This is a genomic window from Pseudomonas sp. BJP69, assembly GCF_007633355.1.
Lineage (GTDB): Bacteria > Pseudomonadota > Gammaproteobacteria > Pseudomonadales > Pseudomonadaceae > Aquipseudomonas > Aquipseudomonas juntendi.
The window spans coordinates 5,471,723-5,495,911 of sequence record NZ_CP041933.1 but is presented as its reverse complement, the minus strand read 5'-3'; the positions used below and the strand labels follow the sequence as shown (position 1 = coordinate 5,495,911).

At 61.7% G+C, this 24,189-nt stretch carries 24 protein-coding genes; 10 read left to right on the top strand and 14 right to left on the bottom strand.

Translation table 11 applies throughout. From position 1 onward, the window contains the following. The first annotated feature begins 36 nt into the window (after positions 1-36). A complete protein-coding gene (locus tag FPB55_RS25625; protein ID WP_144189548.1) occupies positions 37-1,008 on the top strand; it encodes a CobW family GTP-binding protein in 972 nt (323 codons plus the stop codon). Here FPB55_RS25625 and FPB55_RS25620 read toward each other — a convergent pair whose 3' ends face one another. Continuing rightward, positions 1,009-1,401, bottom strand: coding sequence for a DUF3301 domain-containing protein (locus tag FPB55_RS25620; RefSeq protein ID WP_009683538.1), 393 nt, complete (start codon positions 1,399-1,401; stop codon positions 1,009-1,011). Between the two features lie 121 nt (positions 1,402-1,522). Here FPB55_RS25620 and pdxY point away from each other — a divergent pair, with 121 nt between their 5' ends. Further along, positions 1,523-2,395: a pyridoxal kinase PdxY gene (gene pdxY / locus FPB55_RS25615; protein ID WP_144189546.1), complete on the top strand. Its 873-nt coding sequence runs from the start codon at positions 1,523-1,525 to the stop codon at positions 2,393-2,395. On the opposite strand, the gene FPB55_RS25610 is transcribed toward pdxY, so the two are convergent. Beyond that, positions 2,392-2,877, bottom strand: a complete 486-nt coding sequence (locus FPB55_RS25610) for an acyl-CoA thioesterase (protein WP_009683536.1) — start codon at positions 2,875-2,877, stop codon at positions 2,392-2,394. The genes pdxY and FPB55_RS25610 overlap by 4 nt on opposite strands. A gap of 136 nt (positions 2,878-3,013) precedes the next feature. Beyond that, complete coding sequence (locus tag FPB55_RS25605; RefSeq protein WP_125854445.1) at positions 3,014-3,223, bottom strand: hypothetical protein; 210 nt, start codon at positions 3,221-3,223, stop codon at positions 3,014-3,016. Between FPB55_RS25605 and FPB55_RS25600 the strand changes: the two genes are divergently transcribed. Beyond that, entirely contained in the window at positions 3,218-4,978 is a 1,761-nt protein-coding gene (locus tag FPB55_RS25600) for a cation:proton antiporter (RefSeq protein WP_009683534.1), read from the top strand. The two genes, FPB55_RS25605 and FPB55_RS25600, sit on opposite strands and share 6 nt — an antisense overlap. Before the next feature lie 101 nt (positions 4,979-5,079). On the opposite strand, the gene FPB55_RS25595 is transcribed toward FPB55_RS25600, so the two are convergent. The 5 genes from FPB55_RS25595 to zwf form a co-directional block, all read right to left on the bottom strand. Beyond that, the gene (locus tag FPB55_RS25595) at positions 5,080-5,487 is read right to left on the bottom strand and encodes an SMI1/KNR4 family protein (protein WP_009683533.1); all 408 of its coding nucleotides are present in this window, start codon (positions 5,485-5,487) and stop codon (positions 5,080-5,082) included. A 114-nt stretch (positions 5,488-5,601) separates the two neighbouring features. After that, positions 5,602-6,450, bottom strand: a complete 849-nt coding sequence (locus tag FPB55_RS25590; RefSeq protein WP_054904314.1) for a TIM44-like domain-containing protein — start codon at positions 6,448-6,450, stop codon at positions 5,602-5,604. Between the two features lie 176 nt (positions 6,451-6,626). Beyond that, entirely contained in the window at positions 6,627-8,813 is a 2,187-nt protein-coding gene (gene uvrD, locus FPB55_RS25585) for a DNA helicase II (protein ID WP_144189544.1), read from the bottom strand. 133 nt (positions 8,814-8,946) lie between these two features. Further along, positions 8,947-9,255, bottom strand: a complete 309-nt coding sequence (locus FPB55_RS25580) for a hypothetical protein (RefSeq protein ID WP_144189542.1) — start codon at positions 9,253-9,255, stop codon at positions 8,947-8,949. A gap of 88 nt (positions 9,256-9,343) precedes the next feature. After that, a complete protein-coding gene (gene zwf / locus FPB55_RS25575) occupies positions 9,344-10,786 on the bottom strand; it encodes a glucose-6-phosphate dehydrogenase (RefSeq protein ID WP_144189540.1) in 1,443 nt (480 codons plus the stop codon). Positions 10,787-10,889: 103 nt separating this feature from the next. Between zwf and hexR the strand changes: the two genes are divergently transcribed. Both hexR and FPB55_RS25565 read left to right on the top strand, forming a co-directional pair. Then, complete coding sequence (gene hexR / locus FPB55_RS25570) at positions 10,890-11,756, top strand: transcriptional regulator HexR (RefSeq protein ID WP_009683527.1); 867 nt, start codon at positions 10,890-10,892, stop codon at positions 11,754-11,756. A gap of 203 nt (positions 11,757-11,959) precedes the next feature. Further along, positions 11,960-12,178: a hypothetical protein gene (locus FPB55_RS25565; RefSeq protein WP_082437917.1), complete on the top strand. Its 219-nt coding sequence runs from the start codon at positions 11,960-11,962 to the stop codon at positions 12,176-12,178. Here the strand turns inward: FPB55_RS25565 and FPB55_RS25560 are convergent. Then, positions 12,120-13,067, bottom strand: a complete 948-nt coding sequence (locus FPB55_RS25560) for a LysR family transcriptional regulator (RefSeq protein WP_165944129.1) — start codon at positions 13,065-13,067, stop codon at positions 12,120-12,122. The two genes, FPB55_RS25565 and FPB55_RS25560, sit on opposite strands and share 59 nt — an antisense overlap. 204 nt (positions 13,068-13,271) lie before the next feature. On the opposite strand from FPB55_RS25560, the gene FPB55_RS25555 reads away from it, so the two are divergent. The 4 genes from FPB55_RS25555 to FPB55_RS25540 all read left to right on the top strand — a co-directional run bounded on the left by FPB55_RS25555 (position 13,272) and on the right by FPB55_RS25540 (position 18,409). After that, positions 13,272-14,687, top strand: coding sequence for an acetyl-CoA carboxylase biotin carboxylase subunit (locus tag FPB55_RS25555; protein ID WP_009684483.1), 1,416 nt, complete (start codon positions 13,272-13,274; stop codon positions 14,685-14,687). A 98-nt stretch (positions 14,688-14,785) separates the two neighbouring features. After that, positions 14,786-16,594: a sodium-extruding oxaloacetate decarboxylase subunit alpha gene (oadA, locus tag FPB55_RS25550; protein ID WP_047149780.1), complete on the top strand. Its 1,809-nt coding sequence runs from the start codon at positions 14,786-14,788 to the stop codon at positions 16,592-16,594. Between the two features lie 214 nt (positions 16,595-16,808). After that, the gene (locus tag FPB55_RS25545) at positions 16,809-18,134 is read left to right on the top strand and encodes a HipA domain-containing protein (RefSeq protein WP_144189538.1); all 1,326 of its coding nucleotides are present in this window, start codon (positions 16,809-16,811) and stop codon (positions 18,132-18,134) included. Next, complete coding sequence (locus FPB55_RS25540) at positions 18,131-18,409, top strand: helix-turn-helix transcriptional regulator (protein ID WP_009684487.1); 279 nt, start codon at positions 18,131-18,133, stop codon at positions 18,407-18,409. Before FPB55_RS25545 ends, FPB55_RS25540 begins: the two co-directional genes overlap by 4 nt. Positions 18,410-18,457: 48 nt before the next feature. Here the strand turns inward: FPB55_RS25540 and FPB55_RS25535 are convergent, their stop codons facing one another. The 3 genes from FPB55_RS25535 to FPB55_RS25525 are packed head-to-tail and all read right to left on the bottom strand — an operon-like array spanning position 18,458 to position 20,223. After that, positions 18,458-19,129 (bottom strand): GNAT family protein, encoded by a 672-nt coding sequence (locus FPB55_RS25535; RefSeq protein WP_009684488.1) that lies wholly within the window; start codon positions 19,127-19,129, stop codon positions 18,458-18,460. 5 nt (positions 19,130-19,134) lie between these two features. Then, positions 19,135-19,581 carry a GNAT family N-acetyltransferase gene (locus FPB55_RS25530; RefSeq protein WP_009684489.1) on the bottom strand — a complete coding sequence of 149 codons (447 nt, stop codon included), beginning with the start codon at positions 19,579-19,581 and terminating at the stop codon, positions 19,135-19,137. Between the two features lie 12 nt (positions 19,582-19,593). Further along, positions 19,594-20,223, bottom strand: a complete 630-nt coding sequence (locus FPB55_RS25525) for an FMN-binding negative transcriptional regulator (protein WP_047149779.1) — start codon at positions 20,221-20,223, stop codon at positions 19,594-19,596. A gap of 90 nt (positions 20,224-20,313) precedes the next feature. On the opposite strand from FPB55_RS25525, the gene FPB55_RS25520 reads away from it, so the two are divergent. After that, a complete protein-coding gene (locus FPB55_RS25520) occupies positions 20,314-21,846 on the top strand; it encodes a PLP-dependent aminotransferase family protein (protein ID WP_144189536.1) in 1,533 nt (510 codons plus the stop codon). 122 nt (positions 21,847-21,968) lie between these two features. On the opposite strand, the gene FPB55_RS25515 is transcribed toward FPB55_RS25520, so the two are convergent. Both FPB55_RS25515 and FPB55_RS25510 read right to left on the bottom strand, forming a co-directional pair. Beyond that, positions 21,969-23,072 carry a polyamine ABC transporter substrate-binding protein gene (locus tag FPB55_RS25515; protein WP_125854439.1) on the bottom strand — a complete coding sequence of 368 codons (1,104 nt, stop codon included), beginning with the start codon at positions 23,070-23,072 and terminating at the stop codon, positions 21,969-21,971. Beyond that, positions 23,072-24,115, bottom strand: coding sequence for a histone deacetylase family protein (locus FPB55_RS25510; RefSeq protein ID WP_125854438.1), 1,044 nt, complete (start codon positions 24,113-24,115; stop codon positions 23,072-23,074). Before FPB55_RS25510 ends, FPB55_RS25515 begins: the two co-directional genes overlap by 1 nt. Between the last annotated feature and the right edge of the window lie 74 nt (positions 24,116-24,189).

Sequence of the window (24,189 nt, the reverse complement as noted above, 5' to 3'; positions counted from 1 at the left end):
CGCATAGTTAGGCTTTGCCACTGTTTGAACCAGGCCATGCTGCAGAACATACCTACCCACGTGATTGCCGGCCCGCTCGGCGCCGGCAAAACCACCCTGATCCGCCATTTGCTGGCGCAGCGGCCGCCCAATGAGCGCTGGGCGGTGCTGATCAATGAATTCGGCCTGGTTGGCCTGGATGCGGCGTTGCTCAGCCGGGATGAAGACGGTGTAGCCATTGGTGAAGTGGCCGGTGGTTGTCTGTGCTGCGTGAACGGTATGCCGTTTCAGGTCGGGCTAGGGCGTCTATTGCGCAAATCACGCCCTGACCGTTTGTTCATCGAGCCTTCAGGTTTGGGTCACCCGTTGCAATTGCAGGCACAGCTGCAGGCAGCGCCATGGGCTGGAGTGCTGACAATTCAGCCACTTGTCATGGTTTTGGATGCTCAGGCGGTGGTTCGCAACCAGCGGCTTTCCGATGCGCAACATCAGGCGTTGAACGCCTGCGAATGTGTGATTCTGAATAAGTCAGAGGCTGTGGATGAATCAACTAAGTTGTTGATAAGTAATAAATTCATCGACAGGAGGGTGCTGTGGGCGGTGCAGGGTGAAGTAGCGTTTCGTGGCCTACCCCAGGCACCTTCACAGATTGTTGACAGCCCGCTTTCCGCCGTCAGGATTGTCGACAATCTGGAAATAACCCCAGGTACGGTCTGGGCCGACCCCACCCAGCCGGTCTGCCTGGCCCAGCAAGGTGAGGGTGGTTGGAGTATTGGCTGGCGCTGGCACCCCAGCCAGCAGTTTTATCCACAGCGGCTAAGCACGTTCTTGCAGAATTTACCCTGGCGGCGCGCCAAGGGGGTTATCCACAGCGCGGAGGGGTGGCAGGCTTTCAATGGGCTGAATGGGAGCCTGCCCGCCTGGCAGCCCAGCGAGTGGCGCAGGGACAGCCGCATCGAGCTGATTTTCGATCAGCCACAGTCGCAACCGGCGCTGCAGGCCGGCTTGCGCGAGTGCCGCATCAGCTGATCAGTTTCGCCAGCGGTTGTGTTCCTGGCGCCATTGCTGCATCTCGATAACGTTGTCGGTGCGCGGCGGGGTCTTGATCTCGAACGGGTAGGGTGCCAGTTCTATCTGCACGCTGTGCGCACCGAACTGTGTCACGCTACCGGGGTGGCGCTGCTCGCCAGTGACGGTGAACTCGAAGGCATAGATGCGGGCCAGGCGCTTGCGGCCATTGGCATCGCGCACAAAGCCGATGCGCTTGAGCGCCACGGCGTCGTCAAGCAACTCGAGGTCCAGTTTGGCGCAATGCTGTTTGACCCGTTCCAGGGCTTTCTCGCGCAACCCATGGTTGTGCCACAACCAGGCGCCTGCCGTGGCTACCAGCATCAGGACGAAGAGGTTCTCCAGGGTCAACATTTGCTTATGCTCCAAACAGGTAGATCCAGCTTAACTGCGTCCCTGGCCTGTCGTACAGGTGACAATCGAGTTCATACTGCGTCGCGCACCATTCTTTGAAACAGCTTTGGAAAACACCCGCATGAAACGTACTCCGCACCTGCTCGCCATTCAGTCCCATGTGGTGTTCGGCCACGCCGGCAACAGCGCCGCGGTGTTCCCCATGCAGCGGATCGGGGTCAACGTGTGGCCGCTCATTACCGTGCAGTTCTCCAACCACACACAGTATGGCCAGTGGGCGGGCGATGTGCTTGCTCCAGCGCAAATTCCTGCGTTGGTCGAAGGTATTTCCAACATCGGTGAACTGGGGCACTGCGATGCGGTGCTTTCTGGTTACCTGGGCAGTGCCGAACAAGGGCGGGCGATTCTGGCCGGGGTACAGCGGATCAAAGCGGTGAACCCCAAGGCGTTGTACCTCTGTGACCCGGTCATGGGGCACGCCGAGAAGGGTTGCATCGTACCGCCAGAGGTCAGCCAGTTCCTGCTCGACGAAGCGGTGGCCAAGGCCGACATCCTGTGCCCCAACCAGCTGGAGCTGGACAGCTTCTGTGGGCGTCGCGCGCAGTCACTGGAGGATTGCGTGCACATGGCGCGCAGCTTGCTGCAGCGCGGGCCGCAGGTGGTCGTGGTCAAGCACCTGGCCTACGCCGGGCGGTGCGAGGACCAGTTCGAAATGCTGCTGGTGACGGCCCAGCACTGCTGGCACCTGCGGCGCCCGCTGCTGGCGTTTCCGCGTCAGCCAGTGGGGGTCGGCGACCTGACTTCCGGGCTGTTCCTGGCCAGGGTATTGCTGGGCGACAGCTGGGTGCAGGCATTCGAGTTCACTGCCGCCGCGGTGCATGAAGTGCTGTTGGAAACCCAGGCCTGTGCCAGCTACGAGCTGCAGCTGGTACGGGCCCAGGATCGCATCGCCCACCCGCGTGTGCGCTTCGAAGCGCAGTTGCTGGCGTTTTAAATAGCGTCGGTTTTCAGGTCCTGGTAGCGCTTTTCCAGTTCCTGGCGGATCTGGCGGCGCTGCTGCCCCTGCAGGAAGCGGCGCTTTTCTTCACTGCTTTGCGGCTGACGCGGCGGTACCGGCACAGGGCGGCGATTGTCGTCCACCGCTACCATGGTGAAGAAGCAGCTGTTGGAGTGGCGCACCGAGCGCTCGCGAATGTTCTCGGTCACCACTTTGATGCCCACTTCCATCGAGGTATTGCCGGTGTAGTTGACGGACGCCAGGAACGTCACCAGCTCGCCCACGTGTACCGGCTCGCGGAAGATCACCTGGTCCACCGACAATGTCACCACATAGCTGCCTGCATAACGGCTGGCGCATGCATAGGCCACTTCGTCGAGGTATTTGAGCAGGGTGCCGCCATGTACGTTGCCAGAAAAGTTGGCCATGTCCGGGGTCATCAGGACGGTCATGCTCAGCTGGGCGTTTCCAGGTTCCATAAGGTGCTCACGGTTAGGTTGCGCTGAATCGGGCGAATGGAGGGGGTGATCTGCTGACACGGGTTTTCCCTCTTGTGAATTTGCCTCGTTGATACGGGACGTTGCCGGGGGCGTGGCGGTCACGCTGATCATGCCATCAGCGGCGCTTTTCCAGCCGATCTGTTTCTGCATATTGCGCCGGCTTTTTGCAGCCGATCGCGATGTTAACCTGAGTACGCCCATGCACCATGGGCGTTCCTGCATTCAATACAGTATGTACTTGCTGCTCGCTCAGGTTTGCCCCGGCAGAGGAGCGGTTTGCCCAGGCATTCATAAAAGACGAGAAAAGGAGTATCACGCCATGCATGCCATCAGCTTCATCCAGGACCTGGCAGTCATCATGCTGGTCGCTGGCGTGGTCACCATCCTGTTTCACCGCCTCAAACAGCCGGTCGTGCTTGGTTATATTGTCGCCGGCTTCATCATCGGCCCGCACACCCCGCCATTCGGCCTTATCCACGACGAAGACACCATCAAGACCCTCGCCGAGCTGGGGGTGATCTTCCTGATGTTCTGCCTGGGGCTCGAGTTCAGCCTGCGCAAGTTGTTCAAGGTGGGCGCCACGGCGTTCATCGCGGCGTTCCTCGAAATTGTGCTGATGATCTGGATAGGCTTCGAGATCGGCCGCTGGTTTGGCTGGAACACCATGGACTCGCTGTTCCTGGGTGCCATCCTGGCCATTTCCTCGACCACCATCATCGTCAAGGCGCTCAACGACCTGAAGATGAAGAACGAGCGCTTTGCCCAGCTGATCTTTGGCGTGCTCATCGTCGAGGACATTCTTGGCATTGGCATCATTGCCCTGCTCTCAGGTATCGCCGTCAGCGGCACGGTCAGCTCGGGGGAGGTATTCTCCACTGTCGGAAAGCTGTCGTTGTTCATGATCGTTGCCTTGGTCATCGGTATTCTGCTGGTGCCGCGCCTGCTGGCCTACGTGGCCCGGTTCGAGAGCAACGAGATGTTGCTGATTACCGTGCTGGGGCTGTGCTTCGGCTTCTGCCTGCTGGTCGTCAAGCTGGAATACAGCATGGTCCTGGGCGCCTTCCTGATTGGCGCGATCATGGCCGAGTCACGCCAGTTGTTGAAGATCGAGCGCCTGATCGAACCCGTACGCGACCTGTTCAGCGCCATTTTCTTCGTCGCCATCGGCTTGATGATCGACCCGCAGGTGCTGGTCGAATACGCTTGGCCGATTGTGGTCATTACCCTGGCGGTGGTGTTGGGCAAGATGGTGTCCTGTGGCATGGGCGCGTTCATTGCCGGTAACGATGGGCGTACCTCGCTGCGCGTGGGCATGGGGCTTTCGCAGATTGGCGAGTTCTCCTTCATCATTGCCGCGCTGGGCATGACCCTGCAGGTAACCAGCGACTTCCTGTACCCCGTGGCGGTCGCCGTATCGGCTATCACCACCCTGCTTACGCCCTACCTGATCCGCGCAGCCGACCCGCTTTCGCAAAAACTGGGCAATGTCGTGCCCGGGCGCCTGGCGCGGGTGCTGTCGTTGTATGGCGAGTGGTTGCGCAACATTCAACCGCAGGGCGAGGGTGCCATGCTCGCGGCAATGATCCGGCGCATCCTCCTGCAGGTTGGGGTGAACCTGGCGCTGGTGATCGCGATCTTCTTCAGCGGCGGCTATTTTGCCGGGCGCATCGGTAACTGGCTCAGCGAATGGGTCAGCGACATCAGCCAGCAGAAGGCGATGATCTGGGGCGCGGCGTTATTGCTGTCGCTGCCGTTCCTGATCGCGGCCTACCGCAAGCTCAAGGCGCTGTCGATGCTGCTGGCCGAGATGGGCGTGAAGCCGGAAATGGCCGGGCGGCATACCCAGCGGGTGCGGCGGGTGATTGCCGAAGTGATTCCGCTGTTGTCGTTACTGGTGATTTTCCTGCTGCTGTCGGCATTGTCAGCGAGCATCTTGCCGACCAACGAATTGCTGTTGGTGATTGCCGTGGTCGCTGCGGTGGTGGTGGCCTTGCTGTGGCGCTGGCTCATTCGCGTGCACACGCGCATGCAGATCGCCTTGCTGGAAACGCTGGAGAACAGCCGCGAGAACTCGCACTGAGTGCCACCCGGCCGCAGCGACAGCGGCGCCTACCGGTTCACCACACGCTTGGCCGTTGTGGGTACCTGTAGGCGCCGCTGCACCGGAATTGGTGGGGAAGATCAGCTTTCCAGCCACACATCCCGTGCCCAGTGCCATACCGATTCCCAGCTGTCCTCACCGACCAGCTCTTCCTCGGCATCCCACAGCACCACGGTGCCATCTTCCTCTACGCAGTAGTAGTTGGCGCCGTCCTGGCACAACGGGATCAGCTCACGCGGTACGCCCGCATCCCAGGCGTTGGCTGCCACCTCGGGCAGGTAGGTGTGCGACTGTGGATCGGTACAAGTTACAGGCTCCAGTGAGCCGTACACCACATCGCTCACAGTCAGCAAAAACTCTTTGAACACGTATGGAATGTTGATGAACAGCTGCTCTTCTATCTCTACCAGCTGGTCCTCATCGGGAAGCTCCAAAGGTACCGGCACCGGCTCGTTGGCTTCACGGAGTTGTTCGATCACTTCTTCCACGGTTCACTTCCTCTGACCTAGATGACAACTTTGCGCGTTATACCCTAGTAGGCCACTCTGACAAAAGCAAAAACCCCGGGGCAAGCCCGGGGTTCTTGGTACGGCGCGCAGCGGTTAGCTGTTTTGACGGATACCGGCTACCAGCCAAGGCTGGTTCTCACCTGGGGCACGCACCATGTGCCAGCTTTCGCTGAACAGTTCGCCCTGGTCGAAGCGCGAGTTTTTCGACACGCCGCGGAAGGTCAGGGTGGCGTCGGTGCGGTCTGGGCGGTCATCGACGCCGTCCAGTTGCACTTCGAGGTTATCGATGTAGGTGGACTGGAAGCCATCACCCAACTCGGCGCGCTCACGCTTGAGGAACTCAAGCATCTGCGGCGTGACGAACTCGGCGATCTTGTCCATCTCGTTGGCATCCCAGTGCTGCTGCAGCGACTGGAAGTGGTTGCGAGCGGCAGCCAGGAAGCTCTGTTCGTTGAACCAGGCAGGTGCGTTGATCACCGGGGCGGCGGCAGGCGCGGCCGAACCACCGAACACCGACGGCTGTGCAGGCTGGCCGTGGGCTTCACGCTGCATCGGCGCGTGGCCTGGCATTGCCATTTGCGGTTGCTGCTGGCGACGACGCGCGGCAATGAAGCGGAACACCAGGAAGGCGATGAGCGCCACGATCAGGAAGTCCATGATCTGGAAGCCCTCGAAACCGTCGCCCATGAACATGGACGCCAGCAGGCCGCCGGCGGCCAGGCCAGCGAGTGGGCCCAACCAGCGCGAAGCACCGCTGGCGGCCGGGGCGGCACGACCAGGTGCGGTCGGCGCGGCGGCTGGCGCGGTTGGTGTGGCCTGGCGGGTCTGGTGAATAGGCGCGGAGCCCGAGCTCTTGCCGCCGCCGAAACGCTTGGCGTTGGCGTCCAGGCTCAGCGTCAGGCCGACGCAAAGCGCCAGTGCGATGCTAAGAAAACGTTGCATAATTGGGATATCCCCTGTTGTGGATTGCACGCGCGTCATGGTGCACAGGTTCCCGGGCACATGACCAGCGACATAATGTTTCCAGCTTTTGCCTGAATGTTACAACGCCGGCACCACCGCCCTTGAGCGCGCCCCCAAAAAGGCAGCCGCTGCAAGGAACGGTACTGGCACAGGCGTCAGATCGCCTCGAGTTTGGCATACCCCAGCATCAGCCATTTGCTGCCTTCGGCAAAATTCACCTGCACCCGTGCCTGGGCGCCGGAGCCCTCGAAGTTGAGGATCACGCCTTCGCCAAACACCGCGTGCTGCACCCGCTGGCCGAGGTTGAAGGCGGTTTGCGGGATGTTGGCATTGTCGAACAGGTGGCTGTTGGTGGCTGTCTTGGGGGCGCCGAACGGGCGGCTGACGCTGTTGGAAAGGCGTACTTCCTGAACCAGCCCCGGTGGAATTTCGCGAACGAAGCGCGACACCTTGTTGTAGGTTTCGCTGCCATACAGGCGGCGTGTCTCGGCATATGTCATGACCAGTTGGCGCATCGCACGGGTGATGCCGACATAGGCCAGGCGGCGTTCCTCTTCCAGGCGGCCAGGTTCCTCAAGGCTCATCTTGTGCGGGAACAGCCCTTCTTCCATGCCGACCAGGAATACGTAGGGGAACTCCAGGCCCTTGGCGCTGTGCAAGGTCATCAGTTGGATGCTGTCCTCATGTTCGTCCGCCTGGCTGTCGCCGGCTTCCAGCGAAGCATGGCCGAGGAAAGCCGAGAGCGGAGAGAGGTCGGCATCTTCTTCGGTGGATTCGAAGTTGCGCGCTGCGCTGACCAGTTCCTCAAGGTTTTCTACCCGTGCCTGGCCCTTTTCACCCTTTTCTTCCTGGTGATAGGCAATCAGCCCGGACTGCTCGATGGTGGTCTGGGTCATGGTATGCAGCGGCATGTCCGCAACCTTGGCAGCCAGCCCTTCGATCAGTTCGATGAAGGCCCCCAATGCGCTGGCGGCGCGGCCTTTCAACGCCTTGGCGGCGATCAGCTGGCACATGGCCCCCCACATGGAAAGCTGGCTGTGGCGGGCGTGCTCGCGGATGGCTTCGACGGTTTTTTCGCCAATGCCGCGTGGGGGTACGTTGATTACCCGCTCCAGTGCGGCATCGTTGCCACGCCCTTCGATCAAGCGCAGGTAGGCCATGGCGTTCTTGATTTCGGCGCGCTCGAAGAAGCGTTGGCCGCCATAGATGCGGTACGGCACGCGTTCGCGCAACAAGGCTTCTTCCAGCACCCGTGACTGGGCGTTGGAGCGGTACAGGATGGCAATGTCGTTGCGCGCGTTACCCTGCTTGATCAGGCCTTCGATGGTTTCCACCACGTAGCGCGCTTCGTCGTGCTCGTTGTAGGCCGCGTACAGGGTCAGGGGTTCGCCTTCACCCAGGTCGGTCCACAGCTCTTTGCCCAAGCGCCCGCTGTTGTTGGCAATCAGCGCGTTGGCAGCCTTGAGGATGCCGCCGGTGGAGCGGTAGTTCTGCTCCAGGCGGATCATTTCGGCGTCGGGGAAGTCGGCGGTGTACTGGTGGATGTTCTCGATCTTGGCGCCGCGCCAGCCGTAGATCGACTGGTCGTCATCGCCCACCGCCATCAGGCTGGCGCCACCGCGCGCCAACAGGCGCAGCCAGGCGTACTGCACGGCGTTGGTGTCCTGGAACTCATCGACCAGCACGTGCTGGAAGCGCCGCTGGTAATGCTCCAGCAGGCCCGGGTGGTCACGCCACAGGTCCAGTGCGCGCAACAGCAGCTCGGAAAAGTCGATGACCCCGGCGCGTTCGCAGGCCTGCTCGTAGGCGGTATACACCTCGCGCATGGTGGCCAGGAACAGATCGCCACCGGCCTGGATATGTTGCGGGCGCAGCCCCTCGTCCTTCTGGCCGTTGATGAACCATTGGGCCTGGCGGGCCGGCCACTTCTGTTCATCCAGGCCCAGCTCGCGCATTACCCGCTTGATGAGGCGCTGCTGGTCGTCGCTGTCGAGGATCTGGAAGTTCTGCACCAGCCGCGCTTCCTGCCAGTGTGCCCGCAGCAGGCGATGGGCCAGGCCGTGGAAGGTGCCGACCCACATGCCAGCTGGGTTGATGCCCAGCAATTGCTCGATCCGCTGGCGCATTTCCGCGGCGGCCTTGTTGGTGAAGGTCACCGACAGGATCGAGTGCGGCGAGGCCTGCTCTACCTGGATCAGCCAGGCGATACGGTGCACCAGCACGCGGGTTTTACCGGAACCAGCGCCGGCAAGCACTAGTTGACGCCCGAGCGCGGCCGCTACGGCCTGGCGTTGGGCATCGTTGAGGGAGTTCAGCAGGAGGGAGAGGTCGTCTGTGTGCATCCGGCCATTCTAGGGCGCGGCAGGGAAGGGGTAAATGGTACTGTATAAATACTCACCTGCCCAAGCGCCGAACGGTGCATGCGCAAGGCCGCCGCGCCGGGCGTGCAAGCCGACGTGGCGGTTGTCAGCGAAATCAAGCAGTGATCAGGATTTCGTCGATCTCGGCAAGCAGCGCGCCTTCGTGGAAAATTTCCACGCTGGCGATGGCTTCAGCGCCGGTTGGCATCTCGAAATGCACCTCCTTGTCACACAACACCTGGATGAAGCTGCCGCCTTCCGATTTCAATTCCAGGTCCAGGGCCAGGGTACCCGGTTGCCCGTCGCGCTTGACCAGCACGGGGTCGACGCCAGGGTTGGCGACGGTGACGGTACCTGCAACCCGCACCCGCGCCCCTGGGGGCATCCTGTCATGTTGGGCTTTCCAGTTCTTGCTGTTGATCATGTCTGCAGCTCCATTAGTACGAAGGGCGAAATGCGCCTTCCGACCAGAGCGTGCAACAAGCCCCAGCCCAGCCACAGCATGAAACTTTTCAGCTATGCCAGACCCTGCCATGGCGTGCCAGCAGGCTGGTAGCCTGCTCTGGCCCGTTGCTGCCAGCCGCATACGGGCGTGGGGCCTGGAAGTGTTCTTCACAGCCCTTGATCACGGGGTCGATCCAGGCCCAGGCGACTTCTACTTCATCACGGCGCATGAACAGCGTGGAGTCGCCCTCCAGCACATCCAGTAACAGGCGCTCGTAAGCCTCCCAGCGGCGGGTCTGGCTGAAAACCTGGGCCAGGTTCAGGTCGAGGTCGACCGGCTCAAGGCGCATCCCCTTGCCTGGGCTTTTGGTCATCATGCGCAGGCTGATGCGTTCCTCTGGTTGCAACTGGATCAGCAGCTGGTTCACCTGGCCACCGTTGAACAGCTCATGGGGCACCGGCTTGAACTGAATGACGATTTGCGACGAGCGCCGTGCCATGCGCTTGCCCGTGCGCAGGTAAAACGGCACGCCAGCCCAGCGCCAGTTGTCGATGTGTGCCTCGATGGCGATGAATGTTTCGGTGTCGCTGTCATTGTCGACGTCTTTTTCGAAGTAATAGGCCGGCACTTCCTGGCCGCCGATGCGCCCCGGGCCGTATTGGCCACGGACCGTCTTGTCCTGCACGTCCTGGCCAGTGATCGGCTTGAGCGCGCGCAGTATTTTCACTTTTTCATCGCGTACCGCTTCGGCCTCGAACTGCGCGGGTGGCTCCATCGCCACCAGGCACAGCAACTGCAGCAAGTGATTTTGCAGCATGTCGCGGATCGCGCCAGCCTTGTCGTAATAGCCGCCCCGGTTCTCTATACCCAGGGTTTCGCACACGCTGATCTGCACGTGATCGACCTGGTTGTTGCGCCACACCGGCTCCAGCAGGGCGTTGGCAAAGCGCAGCGCCATCAGGTTCTGCACGGTTTCCTTGCCCAGGTAGTGGTCGATACGAAATACCTGGAATTCTTCGAACACCGCGCCAATCGCCTCGTTGATGGCGGTGGCCGATTCCAGCGAGTGGCCGATCGGCTTCTCCAGCACGATGCGCGCTTCGCCATCGGCCAGGCCGGCCGTGTGCAGGTGGTTGGCAATGGGGACGAACAGCTTGGGTGCGGTGGCCAGGTAAAAGATGCGCGTGAGCCCGCCGGGTTCGCCCAGGTAGCGCGCGAGGCGGCCGAAATCGGCGCTCTGCGACGCGTCCATGGGGAAGTAGTCGAGGCGTGCGGAAAAACGCTGCCACACTTCTTCGTCAAAGTCGGTACGGGCAACCTGTGCCCGGCAGTGGCGCTCGGCGAGCTTCAGGTAGTCATTGCGTGGCAGGTTGCGGCGGGCCAGTGCGATGACGCGTACTGCAGGGTTGAGGCGGGCCTCGCGGAACAGGTGGTAGAGCGCCGGAAGCAGTTTGTGCAGGGCCAGATCGCCGGTGCCGCCGAATACCAGAATGTCGCAAGGAATAGTCAAACCACCACTCTCCACGTTCGTTTAACTGGGCGGGTTGGCGTCCATGTAGTATAACTACAAGAAAGCTACAACCCGGCCAGCCGATCATAACCGAGTCCAGCCCGTGAATCTGTTGCAACATATCGCCCAATCGCGCCACCTGCTGCGCAAATCGGAACTGAAAGTGGCCGACCACGTGCTGCTCGACCCGGCTGCCGTCATGCACAGCTCCATGGCCGACCTGGCGCACAGCGTAGGTATCAGCGAACCCACCATCGTGCGTTTCTGCAGGGCCATCGGTTGCACGGGCTTTCAGGACCTCAAGCTGAAGCTGGCGCAGAGCCTGGCCGCCGGGGCCAGCTTCGGCCAGTTCGCCATCCACGAAGACGACTCGGTCGCCGACTACAGCCTGAAAATCTTCGACACCACCCTGCACACCTTGATGGAGGTGCGCGAGCACCTCGACCCGCTGGCGCTGCAGCAGGCGGTGAGCGCCATGGCGCAGGCTCAGCGTGTGGAGTTCTACGGCTTTGGTGCCTCGGGGGCTGTAGCGGCAGATGCTCAGCACAAGTTCTTTCGCCTGCTGCTGAGCGCGGCGGCGTATTCCGACCCGCACATGCAGGCCATGTCGGCGGTGACCTTGAAGCCGGGCGATGTGGCCGTGTGTATCTCCCAGTCCGGCCGCTCCAAGGACCTGCTGATCACCGCCAACCTGGTACGCGAGAGCGGGGCCAACCTGATTACCCTGTGCCCCAGCCAGACACCGCTGGCCGAGTTGTCGACGGTCAACCTGGCGATCGACGTGCATGAAGACACCGAAATCTATACCCCGTTGACCTCGCGCATTGCCCACCTGGTGGTGATCGACGTACTGGCCATGGGTGTGGCCATGGCGCGTGGGCCGAGCCTGGTCAACCACCTGAAAAGCGTGAAACGCAGTTTGCGCAGCCTGCGTTTGTCGCCCAAGTCGATCAAGGCTACAGACGACTGAATTCAGTCTGTGCCGGCCCCTTCGCGGGCTTGCCCGGTCCCACAGGTACTGTGCAATTGGCACAATGCCTGTGGGAGCGGGCAAGCCCGCGAAGGGGCCGGCACCGGCAAAGCAGATTTCACTGTTTTGTCACCATTTCACCGCTAAACCGTAAACCTGCCAGGCCAGTCTGAAGCTCCCGCATCCTATCTGGGAGACAGGCAATGGCTCGTGACTTCGACGGTACGTATCAACCCAGCGCCAAGGCTCGCAAGCAGCAGGAAAAGGATCAGCGCCGCATGGAATACCGGCGGGCGATCGAGAGCTATTGCGACCAGCGTCAATTGCTCCGCGAGCTGGCGGACTACCCAGACCTGCAGGCGCTCACGGTGTGGCACGCGTCTGCGTCAGCCTCCCCGAAAAACGTTCAACAAGCCCGCTGATCAGCGCACGTTCGCCGCGGATGAACGCCAGAAACGCCAAGGCCACCGGCGACTGGCGCTTGGCCTTGGCCTGCACCACGCACCAGCTGCGGTACAGGGGCAGCTCTTCCACCGGCAGTTCGGTCAGCACGCCGGTGGCCAGTTCCAGGTTCACCGCGTGGCGGGTCAGCAACGCCACCCCGAGACCTGCGATCACGCATTCGCGTTGGGCATCGGCCGACGCCACTTCCAGGGTCTGGGTGAAATGCACACGCTTGTCCTTGAAGTACTCCTCGCACGCCTTGCGCGTCCCTGAGCCTTGCTCGCGGACCAGCAGGGTATGCGGTTCCAGATCCTGCAGGCGCAGCTGCTCCAGCTTGCACAGCGGATGCTGTGGCGGCGCCACGGCCACGATCGGGTTGTTGAGGAAGGGCAGAAACTCCAGGCCCATGTCCTGGGGCACCATGGACATGATGATCAGGTCATCGCGGTTGTCGGAAAGCCGCCGAATGGCCTGGGCACGGTTGACCACCGTCAAGGTCAGGTTGACCTCCGGGTGACGTTGCTTGAAGGCCGCGAACAAGTGCGGAACGAAGTACTTGGCACTGGACTCGACCGCCAGCTTCAACTGACCTTGCAATGAGCCCTGCATGTCCGACAGCTGCATGTCCAGGCTCTCCAGCCGGCCGAAGATATCCCGGCTGGCACGCTGCAGGGCCTCGGCTGCTTCGGTCAGGTAGAGCTTCTTGCCAACGTACTCGAACAGTGGCTGGCCTATCAGCTCTTCGAGCTGCCGGATCTGTAGACTAACGGCGGGTTGTGTGAGCGCCATTTCTTCCGCAGCGCGGCTGTACGAACGCAAATCACACACTTCGTTGAAGATCTGCAATTGTCGTAAAGTCATACGCATCAAGGACTTACGCATAGTTGTCGGCTCATCGGCAATACCTTGTTACCCAACTATAAGCTTTTGCTAATACAGCCCCTAACAAATATTGATTTTTGTTTATCAACCTACAGCGCTAGGGTGAATACGCGACTGGCCAGCAACGTCTGGTCACGCGCCGACCGGTAGAACCGGCTCGACTGTTCCTACGGCTTTGGGAAGACTCCAGTGATAAAAAAAATCCTGATCGCCAACCGAGGTGAAATCGCAGTTCGGATCGTGCGTGCATGCGCCGAGATGGGCATTCGCTCGGTTGCGATCTATTCCGACGCCGACCGCCACGCCCTGCACGTCAAGCGTGCCGACGAGGCGCACAGCATTGGTGCCGAGCCGCTGGCCGGGTACCTGAACCCGCGCAAACTGGTGAACCTGGCGGTGGAAACCGGTTGCGATGCCCTGCACCCGGGCTATGGCTTCCTGTCGGAAAATGCCGAGCTGGCAGAGATTTGCGCCGAACGCGGGATCAAGTTCATTGGCCCGGCCGCCGACGTGATTCGCCGCATGGGCGACAAGACCGAAGCACGCCGTACCATGATCGCCGCCGGTGTGCCGGTAACCCCGGGCACCGAAGGTAACGTTGCCGATATCCACGAAGCCCTGAGCGAAGGTGACCGCATCGGTTACCCGGTCATGCTCAAGGCCACTTCGGGTGGCGGTGGCCGTGGTATCCGCCGTTGCAACAGCCGTGAAGAACTGGAGCAGAACTTCCCGCGGGTCATTTCCGAAGCAACCAAGGCATTTGGCTCGGCCGAAGTCTTCCTGGAAAAGTGCATCGTCAACCCCAAGCACATCGAGGCGCAGATTCTCGGTGACAGCTTCGGCAATGTTGTGCACCTGTTCGAGCGCGACTGCTCGATCCAGCGCCGCAACCAGAAGCTCATCGAAATCGCCCCAAGCCCACAGCTCACCCCTGAGCAGCGCGCCTATATTGGCGACCTGGCGGTGCGTGCAGCCAAGGCAGTGGACTACGAAAACGCCGGCACCGTGGAGTTCCTGCTCGCCGATGGCGAGGTGTACTTCATGGAAATGAACACCCGGGTGCAGGTGGAGCACACTATCACCGAGGAAATCACCGGCATCGACATCGTCCGTGAACAGATCCGTATTGCTTCAGGCTTGCCGTTGTCGGTGAAGCAGGAAGACATCCACCACCGCGGCTACGCGTTGCAGTTCCGTATCAACGCCGAAGACCCGAAGAACAACTTCCTGCCCAGCTTCGGCAAGATCACCCGGTACTACGCCCCTGGCGGCCCGGGCGTGCGCACCGACACGGCGATTTATACCGGCTACACCATTCCACCGTTCTACGACTCCATGTGCCTGAAACTGGTGGTCTGGGCGCTGACCTGGGAAGAAGCCATGGACCGCGGCCTGCGGGCCCTGGATGACATGCGTGTACAAGGGGTGAAGACCACCGCTGCGTACTACCAGGAAATTTTGCGTAACCCGGAATTCCGTAGCGGCCAGTTCAACACCAGCTTCGTCGAAAGCCACCCTGAACTGACCAACTACTCGATCAAGCGCAAACCCGAAGAGCTGGCCCTGGCCATCGCCGCTGCCATCGCCGCCCACGCAGGCCTATGAATGCAGCAGCAAGCTGTAAGCGGCAAGCTGCAAGTAGAAGCAGATCAGCTTTTTCTAGCAGCTTGTAGCTTCAAGCTTGCCGCTACGAGGAGATAACAATGTCCAAGAAAATTCACGTAACCGACACGATCCTGCGCGACGCCCACCAGTCCTTGCTGGCTACCCGCATGCGTACCGAAGACATGCTGCCGATCTGCGAAAAGCTCGACAAGGTCGGCTACTGGTCGCTGGAAGTGTGGGGCGGTGCCACGTTCGACGCCTGCGTGCGCTTCCTCAAGGAAGACCCGTGGGAGCGCCTGCGCAAGCTGCGCGCTGCGCTGCCCAACACCCGCCTGCAAATGCTCCTGCGCGGCCAGAACCTGCTGGGCTACCGCCACTACAGCGACGACGTGGTCAGGGCCTTCGTGGCCAAGGCGGCAGTCAACGGCATCGATGTATTCCGCATTTTCGACGCCATGAACGATGTGCGTAACCTGCGCGTGGCCATCGAAGCGGTCAAGGCCGCTGGCAAGCACGCCCAGGGCACCATTGCCTACACCGTCAGCCCGGTGCACACCATCGAAGCCTTCGTGAACCAGGCCAAGCAGATGGAGGCCATGGGTTGCGACTCGATCGCGATCAAGGACATGGCCGGCTTGCTGACGCCGTTCGCCACCGGTGAACTGGTCAAGGCCCTGAAGGCCGAACAGTCGCTGCCGGTGTTCATCCACTCCCACGACACGGCTGGCCTGGCTGCCATGTGCCAGCTCAAGGCAGTGGAAAACGGCGCCGATCACATCGACACCGCCATTTCCAGCTTCGCCTGGGGCACCAGTCACCCAGGTACTGAATCGATGGTCGCTGCGCTCAAGGGCAGTGAGTTCGACACCGGCCTGGACTTGGAGCTGTTGCAGGAAATCGGCCTGTACTTCTACGCGGTGCGCAAGAAATACCACCAGTTCGAAAGCGAATTCACCGCGGTGGACACCCGCGTGCAGGTCAACCAGGTTCCCGGCGGGATGATTTCCAACCTGGCCAACCAGCTCAAGGAGCAGGGCGCCCTCAACCGCATGAACGAGGTGCTGGCCGAGATTCCGCGGGTCCGCGAAGACCTTGGCTTCCCGCCGCTGGTCACCCCGACCTCGCAGATTGTCGGTACCCAGGCGTTCTTCAACGTGCTGGCCGGCGAGCGTTACAAGACCATCACCAACGAGGTGAAGCTCTACCTGCAGGGCGGCTACGGCAAGGCCCCGGGCGTGGTCAACGAGCAGTTGCGCCGCCAGGCCATCGGCAGCGAAGAGGTGATCGACGTGCGCCCGGCCGATCTGCTCAAGCCGGAGATGACCAAGCTGCGTGGCGATATCGGTGCCTTGGCCCGGTGCGAAGAAGACGTGCTGACCTTCGCCATGTTCCCGGATATCGGGCGCAAATTCCTCGAAGAGCGCGAAGCCGGCACCCTGACCCCGGAAGCCCTGCTGCCGATTCCGGAAGCCGGTGTGGCTGCCGCCCCAGGCGGTGAAGGCGTACCGACCGAATTCGTCATCGATGTGCACGGTGAAACATACCGCGTCGACATCACCGGTGTGGGTGTGAAGGCCGAAGGCAAACGCCACTTCTACCTGTCGATCGATGGCATGCCGGAAGAGGTGGTGTTCGAGCCGCTCAACGAGTTTGTCGGCGGCGGCAGCAGCAAGCGCAAGCAGGCCAGCGCCCCAGGCCACGTCAGCACCACCATGCCCGGCAACATCGTCGATGTGCTGGTCAAGGAAGGTGACATGGTCAAGGCAGGCCAGGCGGTGCTGATCACCGAAGCCATGAAGATGGAGACCGAAGTGCAGGCGGCCATCGCCGGCAAGGTCGTGGCCATCCACGTGGCCAAGGGCGATCGCGTTACACCGGGCGAGATCCTGATCGAAATCGAGGGCTGATACAGGCCCTCGTCTACAAGCGGTTTACCTCTGGGGAGCGGATGCTCCCCTTTTTTTGAGGTTGAATATGCATTTTAATGCAGGAATAGCGTGAATCTTGGTCCATATCTGCATTAAATTGCAGAATTCACACTGAAACATCAGGGAATCTGCACTATGATGCAGATTCATCGACCGAGTCGGTTGTCCGCATGCGGTAAATTGCAGGTGCACCATGTACAGACTCACGCTTCAACTCCATGATCAGGCGCAGTGGCATGATGCTGTTGCCATCGCCTTTGTCGAGCCTGAAAAGGGCCTCTCCAGCCCCTGCGAGTTCGGCTATACCTCCGAGTACGTCAAAACCCATCTGGAGGCATACGACAGCCTGTTCTGCCAGGCGGCAACCGCGAGGCTGCCGGTGGATTTTGGTCCTCATCGTCTGCAGCATGCTCCCGCGTTCCTTTACGACATCGCGCCCGCCGGTGCCGCCAAGCGCTTCCTGCTCCGGCATATCGGCCGTGAGAAACCAGAAGGCATGGGGGATGACCTGTTTCTCCTGGGGCGGTCCACTCCGGCGCCAATCGGCAACCTGCGCATCAAGGAGTCGGCTGAGCTACTGGATTATGCCGACCCCATCGGGTTTGCCCGTCAGGATGTGATCACCCGCGATCAACGGTTTCTCGAATACGCCTATGAGCGAGGTGCGGCCATTGGTGGCGCGATAGGCGCCGCTGGGGAGGCGCCAAAGCTGTTGATGACCGAGGCAGAAAACGGCCTGTTGTATCCCGACGCGGTGCTGGCGGATGAACGTGCCCGGCGTCACTGGTTCATCAAGTTCGCCAGGAACCAGGCACTGGCTGATGATCAGCAGATACTGCGGGCCGAGTATCTCTACTACAAGGCGTTGCAGCAGCTTGGCATCGAAACGGTGGCCACTGAATACATGGCGCTGGAAGAAGGCACCAAGCCCAGCCTGTGGCTGGAACGCTTCGACCGGCAGGTTTGCGCGCAGGGTGTGCAACGCTTTGCCGTGGAGTCGATGTACTCCCTGTGTGGCGTGACCGAGCCTGGCAGCCGAATGGGGCACCTGGAGGCGATTGAGGCGCTTGCCGTGGTGTGGAAACTGGCCGGGCAGGGTAGGCAGCTGCCTGACCTGGTTGCCGATTATCTGCGGCGCGACCTGATCAACAAGATCCTGGGTAATGCCGATAACCACGGGCGTAACACTGCGATCATCCGTACCCGTGACACCGTGCGCCTCGCACCGATCTACGACCTTGCACCGATGGTGATGGATCAGGAAGGGATAACGCGAACGACGAAGTGGCCAGCCTCGATAGAGCGGGCTGGCGATATCGACTGGCAGGCTGCCTGTGCTGCACTGGCCGAATTTGTCGACCCGGGCGAAGCTTTTGAGCGTCTGCGGCTGGATGCCCGGCACCTGTTGGCATTGCCGGATATCTTGTCCGCCCTGGGGCTGCCTGATGCGGTGATGAATCACCCGGCAATTGCGCTGGGCAGGCTTGAGCGCCGGATGGTTGAATGGGGGTTGGCATGACGGTTTCCATCGATGCCCGTGGGCTGCTGATCGACGGAGTACGCGAAGGTATCGCCAACGGCAGTCTTGAGCTGGGTGCTGCCGTGCGGCGGCTGCGTGTGGAGGTGGCGAAGATGCAGCAGACTCAGTTTGCACGCATGTGCAAGATTTCCGTGCGTACGCTGATCCAGATCGAGCAGGGAGGTGGTAACCCCACGCTGAACTCGTTGAACGCCGTGTTCAAGCCATTTGGCTTGCAGATGGGGGTTGTCAGGCGCGCGAGTCTGATCAGGTAAGCCACTGCACCGATCATAGGCCCGTGAGCCCGTGACCGGTGGTGCAGGTCAGCTCCTGCGGCAGGCTTCAAGCGTTCGTGCCTGCCCTTGCGGGCGCTGGTTCTCGGTACTCAACCACCGCTCGAAGCCAGCCGCCACCTGCGGCCACTCATCATCGGTAATCGAGTACCACGCCGTATCACGGTTGTGGTCCTTCACCACCAGGTGCTTGCGGAACACCCCTTCGAAGACGAACCCGAACCGCTGCGCTGCACGCTTGGAGCGGGCATTGGCGTTATTGCACTTCCATTCCAGGCGGCGGTTCCCGAGTGCGAAGCTCAGCTTGGCCAGCAGGTAGACGGCCTCGGTACTCCTGGGTGTGCGCTGCATGGGCGCGCCGAAGGCGATGTGGCCGATCTCGATGCGGCCATGATCAGGCACGATCGACATCAGGCTGAGGATGCCCTGAGCCTTGCCGCTGGCGCGGTCGATCACGGTGAAATACAGCGGGTCGTGGCCGGCGGCGTTACCTTGCAGCCAGCGGTCGAAGGCAGCGCGTTCGGTAAACGGGCCGTAGGGCAGGTAGTCCCACAGTACCGGGTCGGCGCCCGGGCCTTGCAGGGCAGCCCAAAGGTCGTCGCCGTGGCGCACCGGGTCGAGTTTTTCCAGGCGGATGAAGCGCCCGTCGATGGGCTCGGCCTTGGGGGATGCGGCGGGTTTCCAGTGCAGTGCGTCAGTCATGTGGCCTACAACCCTTTGCGGAATTGGATGAAGCCCGGGCGCTCGGCAACCTGCTCGTACAGGCTGATGGCGGTGGCGTTGGTTTCGTGGGTCAGCCAGTGCACCTTGTTGCAGTTGTCGGCCTTGGCTGCAGCATAGACATGTTCGATCAGCTGGCGACCGATGCCCAGGCCCCGCTGTGCGCTGTGCACGTAAAGGTCCTGCAGGTAGCAGGCATTTTCGATGCTCCAGTTGGAGCGGTGGTAGATGAAGTTGACCATGCCCACGGCCATGCCATCTACCCAGGCCAGGGCCGAATGGGTTGGCTCGTTGGGGTCGAGCAGGCGCTGCCAGGTACTGAGGCTGACGTCATCGGCCAGTTCGGTTTCGTAGAAGTGCAGGTAGGCCTGCCACAAGGCATGCCAGGCGGCGTGATCTTGAGCGGTGACAGGGCACAGGGTAACGCTGGGCATTGGGCTACTCCTTCACAGAAGGCGCATGTGCGCGGCAAGTTGGTTGTCCAGGTGATCGGGGCTGGCGCTCAGGCTTTCGCGCACGCCGGCAATGTCCTGCTCAGCGCGGTTCTGGCTCAGCTTGCGCGCGCCTTGCAACCGCTGGATCGGCAGGCGAATGCCAACAATGGCGCGGAGCATGCCGTCGATGTAGTCGGCGGGCGCATCGCTCACCTGCCACGGCTCACTGCGGCCGTGCTCATGGCGGTCGGTGAGCCGGCTGACAATTGCCAGCAATGGCTCGGCGTCGTGGATCACGTCGGCTACACCATAGGCGTGCACAGCCAGGTAATTCCAGGTTGGCACCACCCTGGGGTTATCGGCCTTGCTTGGGTAGTAACCGGGGCTGACATAGGCATCGGCCCCGGGAAACACCAGCAGCGCTTCGGCCCCCTGCGCCAAGTCCTGCCACTGGCGGTTGGCCCTGGCCAAGTGGGCGTACACGGTGCCGAACTCGCCTTCTGCGGGGTCGAGCAGCACCGGCAAGTGGGTGGCCAGCAGGCCCTGCTCGCCATGGCTGACCAGCACGGCCAGACGCGTGTCGAGCATGTGCCGCTGCAGCCGGGCGAGGTCGTGTTCCTGGTGAGGCTTACTGTTGTACATGGCCTGAGTCCTTGTCGAATGGTCCCATCCTAGGCAGGCTAATGGTTCTGGGTAAGAGCCATTACTGCCTTTATTCATAGGTCCAATGCCATGCACGAAAAGCCCCTCATCCTGCCTTTCGACCCGGCCGGGATTTCGCTGGATCGCCGCCGCGGGTTGAGCCAGCAGCTTTACCAGGCGCTACGCGAGCGGGTGCTGGACGGGCGGCTGTGCAGCGGCACACGGCTGCCTGCCACCCGCGACCTGGCATCCGTGCTGGGGCTGTCGCGCAACAGCGTGGTGCGCGCGTATGACCAGTTGTACGCGGAGGGCTATATCGAAAGCCGAGTCGGTGACGGCACCTACGTAACCCGGCTGCCGAAACTATCCACACAACTGTCCACAGGGTTATACCGTGGGTTATCAACAGGTTTATCCACATTTGGCCAGGAAAATACTGAGGATTTATCCAGCCAGCACAGCTGGAGCGAGCCTTTGCAGCGCCTGAAAAATCACCATCTGCCGCCCCCCAAACAGGGCGCGCCGCGGGCTTTTCGTTTGGGGATACCTGCCTTCGATCTGTTCCCCTTCGACGTTTGGGCCAAGCTGCAAGCGGGTTTCTGGCGTAACCCTGCGCCTGCACAGCTGGGTTATGGCGACCCGGCGGGTGAACCGGCACTGCGCGAGTTGATCGCCGCCTACTTGCGCCGCTCGCGGGGGCTGACCTGTACCGCTGAGCAAATAGTGATCACCAGTGGCGCGCAGCAGGCCATAAGCCTTTGTGCACAGTTGCTGTTGCAGCCTGGCGACAGGGTGGCTGTGGAAAACCCCGGCTACCGGGCGGCGGCGCACGCCTTTTCAGTGGCGGGTGCTCAGGTCGCCGGCGTGCCGGTGGATGAAGAGGGTATGGAGTGCGCACGGTTGGGCCAGTTGCCGGGTTGCCGGTTGGCCTATGTCACGCCCGCCCATCAGTACCCGACCGGGGTAACCATGAGCCTGCCCCGGCGCCTGGCGTTGCTGGGCTGGGCAGAACGCAACGATGGCTGGATCATCGAGGACGACTACGATGGCGAGTACCGTTACAGCGGCGCGCCCCTGGCCCCGCTGGCTGCACTCGACCGGGCCGGCCGTGTGTTGTACGTGGGCACCTTCGGCAAGATCGCCTTCCCGGCGCTGCGCTTGGGTTACCTGGTATTGCCGGCGCAGTTGGCACAGGCCTTCAGCCAGGGTAAGGCGTTGGCAGTACGGCATTCGGAGGTCAGCAGCCAGTGTGTGATGGCCGAGTTCATGGCCCGTGGGCATTTCCAGCGGCATATTCGCCGCATGCGCAAAGCGGCGTTGAGCCGGCGCAATGTGCTCAAGGCCGGCTGGCCTGTGGATATTGCCGGGCTGGGCAGCATGCCCGAAGTGGCTGCTGGGCTGCACGTAAAGGTGTCTGTGGATAACTTTGCGCGTGAACAGGCGCTGGTGGCCAAGGCAGAGGCGGTCGGCGTTGAAGTGGCAGCATTGAGCAATTTCTGGCTGGCCGACAGCGAAGTGCCTGTGGATAAGCGTGCAGGTCTGGTGCTGGGGTTTGCCGCGGTCCCGGAGGGTGAGATTGCCGCGGCATTGATGAAATTGCGCAAGGCGTGGCGCAAGGGTTGAGGCTGCCTGCCTCTTCGCGGGTAAACCCGCCCCCACAGGTATGGCCGGGTGGTCTCAGGTGCGGCGCATAACCTGTAGGAGCGGGTTCACCCGCGAAGGGCTGCAAGGCAGCCCCAACTGCGTCAGGTCCCCGACTTGATCCGCGTCCAGGCCCGGGTTCGCGCCCGCTCCGCATCGCGCTGCAACGGCTTGAGCGTGTAAAGCTTGGCCATCGCCTCCGCCGTCGGGTACAGGTTGGGGTTGTTGCGAATCGCAGGGCTCACCTTGTCGGTGGCATCCTTGTTGGGGTTCGGGTAGCCGACAAAATCGCTGATCGGCGCAATCACCTCGGGCCGCAGCAGGTAGTTGATGAATGCATGGGCGTCTGCCGGGTTGGCGGCATTCTTCGGAATCGCCAGCATGTCGAACCAGATCGGCGCGCCTTCCTTCGGCAGGCGCATGTCGACCGTCACACCATTTTTCGCTTCGCGGGCGCGGTTGGCAGCCTGCGAGAAGCTGCCGCTGTAACCCACCGCCACGCAGATATCCCCATTGGCCATGTCAGCCATGTACTTCGAGGAGTGGAAGTAGGTGATGTACGGGCGAATCTTCAGCATCAGCGCTTCGGCCTTCTTGTAGTCGGCCGGCTTATCGCTGTTCGGTGGCAGGCCGAGGTACTGCAGGGCCAGCGGCAGGATCTCCGACGGCGAGTCGAGCAGCGCTACCCCGCACTGCTTGAGCTTGGCGATGTTCTCTTCCTTGAAGATCAGGTCCCAGCTGTCCACCGGCGCGTTATCGCCGAGCGCGGCCTTGACCTTGGCCGGGTTGAAGCCGATCAGCACGGTGCCATACATATAGGGCACGGCAAACTTGTTGCCTGGGTCGTTGGCCTCGATCAGCTTCATCAGCGCAGGGTCCAGGTGTTGCCAGTTCGGCAGCTTGCTGCGATCCAGCGGCTGGAACACCCCGGCCTCGATCTGCTTGGCGAGGAATACGTTGGACGGCACCACCACGTCATAGCCGGAGTTGCCGGTGAGCAATTTGGCCTCCAGCGCTTCGTTGGTGTCGAAGATGTCGTAGATCAGCTTGACGCCGCTGTCCTTCTGGAAATCGGTCAAGGTCTGCGGGGTGATGTAGTCGAACCAGTTATACACACGCAGGGTGCGCTGCTCGGCGTGCGCCTGCAGGGCACCGGTGAACAGGGTGGCAGCGATGAACGGGGCGAGCAGACGCTTGAGTCGGGCCATTACCGGGCTCCTGGCTGGGCGCGCTGGAAACCTTCCAGCACATTGACTGCGTTGATACCAATTTCTTCCACAGCGTAGCCGCCTTCCATCACGAACAGGGTCGGCTTGCCAAGCTGGCCGATACGCTTGCCCATTTCCAGGTAGTCGGGGCTGTCCAGCTTGAATTGCGAGATCGGGTCATCCTTGAAGGTGTCCACACCCAGGGAGACCACCAGTACGTCGGCATCATAGCTGGCGATGCGCTGGCAAGCCTCTTCCAGGGCAGCGCTCCAGGCAGACCAGTCGCTGCCGGCGGGCAGCGGATAGTTGATGTTGCAGCCCTCGCCGGCGCCTTCGCCGGTTTCGTCGGCATAGCCGAGAAAGAACGGGAATTCGTCTTGCGGGTCGCCGTGGATCGAAGCGAAGAACACATCGTTGCGGCGGTAGAAGATGTCCTGGGTGCCATTGCCGTGGTGGTAGTCGACATCGAGGATGGCAACCTTGCGCCGACCCTGGTCGAGGAATGCCTGGGCGGCGATGGCGGCGTTGTTCAGGTAGCAGTAGCCACCCATCACTTCGCCGGCGGCGTGGTGCCCTGGTGGGCGGCACAGGGCAAAGGCGCTATGCGCGCCTTGCTGGATCGCTGCCTGGGCGGTGAGGGCGACCTGGGCGGCACTGTAGGCCGCCTGCCAGGTGCCGGCGGTGATCGGCGCACCGGCATCGAAGCTGTAATAGCCCAACTCGCCGTGCAGGCCGGTAGGTTTTACCTGGCGCAAGGTGCGTGCAGGCCAGGTGAACGGCAGCAGGTCGCCTTCCTGGCCCAGCGCCGCCCAGCGCGCCCAGGCGCCTTCGAAAAAGTCCAGGTAGTCGGCGCTGTGGATGCGCAGCAAGGGCGCGCGGCCGAAGTCGGTAGGGCCCTGGACATCACCGAGGTTGCGTTTTTTGACCTGGTCGAGCACATGGTCAGCGCGCGAGGGCATTTCGAAACACGGCATCAGCTTGCCGTCGATCAGCTCGCAGCGGCCATGGTGCAGGCGGTGATCATCGGAATAGATCGTCAGCATTGTTGTTCTCCGGTAGGGACTGGCGTGGGGCCATTTTCAGCGGTGGGCCAGTGGCGGAGAACGACGCAACTGGC

Bases quoted from the DNA above. Each gene is read 5' to 3' on its own strand.
- FPB55_RS25590 (WP_054904314.1), bottom strand. From the start codon at position 6,450: ATGCAACGTTTTCTTAGCATCGCACTGGCGCTTTGCGTCGGCCTGACG.
- FPB55_RS25580 (WP_144189542.1), bottom strand. From the start codon at position 9,255: ATGATCAACAGCAAGAACTGGAAAGCCCAACATGACAGGATGCCCCCA.
- FPB55_RS25520 (WP_144189536.1), top strand. From the start codon at position 20,314: ATGCACGAAAAGCCCCTCATCCTGCCTTTCGACCCGGCCGGGATTTCG.
- uvrD (WP_144189544.1), bottom strand. From the start codon at position 8,813: ATGCACACAGACGACCTCTCCCTCCTGCTGAACTCCCTCAACGATGCC.
- FPB55_RS25530 (WP_009684489.1), bottom strand. From the start codon at position 19,581: ATGCCCAGCGTTACCCTGTGCCCTGTCACCGCTCAAGATCACGCCGCC.
- FPB55_RS25515 (WP_125854439.1), bottom strand. From the start codon at position 23,072: ATGGCCCGACTCAAGCGTCTGCTCGCCCCGTTCATCGCTGCCACCCTG.
- FPB55_RS25610 (WP_009683536.1), bottom strand. From the start codon at position 2,877: ATGGAACCTGGAAACGCCCAGCTGAGCATGACCGTCCTGATGACCCCG.
- FPB55_RS25560 (WP_165944129.1), bottom strand. From the start codon at position 13,067: ATGCGTATGACTTTACGACAATTGCAGATCTTCAACGAAGTGTGTGAT.
- FPB55_RS25540 (WP_009684487.1), top strand. From the start codon at position 18,131: ATGACGGTTTCCATCGATGCCCGTGGGCTGCTGATCGACGGAGTACGC.
- FPB55_RS25535 (WP_009684488.1), bottom strand. From the start codon at position 19,129: ATGACTGACGCACTGCACTGGAAACCCGCCGCATCCCCCAAGGCCGAG.
- FPB55_RS25510 (WP_125854438.1), bottom strand. From the start codon at position 24,115: ATGCTGACGATCTATTCCGATGATCACCGCCTGCACCATGGCCGCTGC.
- FPB55_RS25565 (WP_082437917.1), top strand. From the start codon at position 11,960: ATGGCTCGTGACTTCGACGGTACGTATCAACCCAGCGCCAAGGCTCGC.
- FPB55_RS25545 (WP_144189538.1), top strand. From the start codon at position 16,809: ATGTACAGACTCACGCTTCAACTCCATGATCAGGCGCAGTGGCATGAT.
- FPB55_RS25525 (WP_047149779.1), bottom strand. From the start codon at position 20,223: ATGTACAACAGTAAGCCTCACCAGGAACACGACCTCGCCCGGCTGCAG.
- FPB55_RS25625 (WP_144189548.1), top strand. From the start codon at position 37: ATGCTGCAGAACATACCTACCCACGTGATTGCCGGCCCGCTCGGCGCC.
- oadA (WP_047149780.1), top strand. From the start codon at position 14,786: ATGTCCAAGAAAATTCACGTAACCGACACGATCCTGCGCGACGCCCAC.
- FPB55_RS25620 (WP_009683538.1), bottom strand. From the start codon at position 1,401: ATGTTGACCCTGGAGAACCTCTTCGTCCTGATGCTGGTAGCCACGGCA.
- FPB55_RS25605 (WP_125854445.1), bottom strand. From the start codon at position 3,223: ATGCATGGCGTGATACTCCTTTTCTCGTCTTTTATGAATGCCTGGGCA.
- pdxY (WP_144189546.1), top strand. From the start codon at position 1,523: ATGAAACGTACTCCGCACCTGCTCGCCATTCAGTCCCATGTGGTGTTC.
- FPB55_RS25600 (WP_009683534.1), top strand. From the start codon at position 3,218: ATGCATGCCATCAGCTTCATCCAGGACCTGGCAGTCATCATGCTGGTC.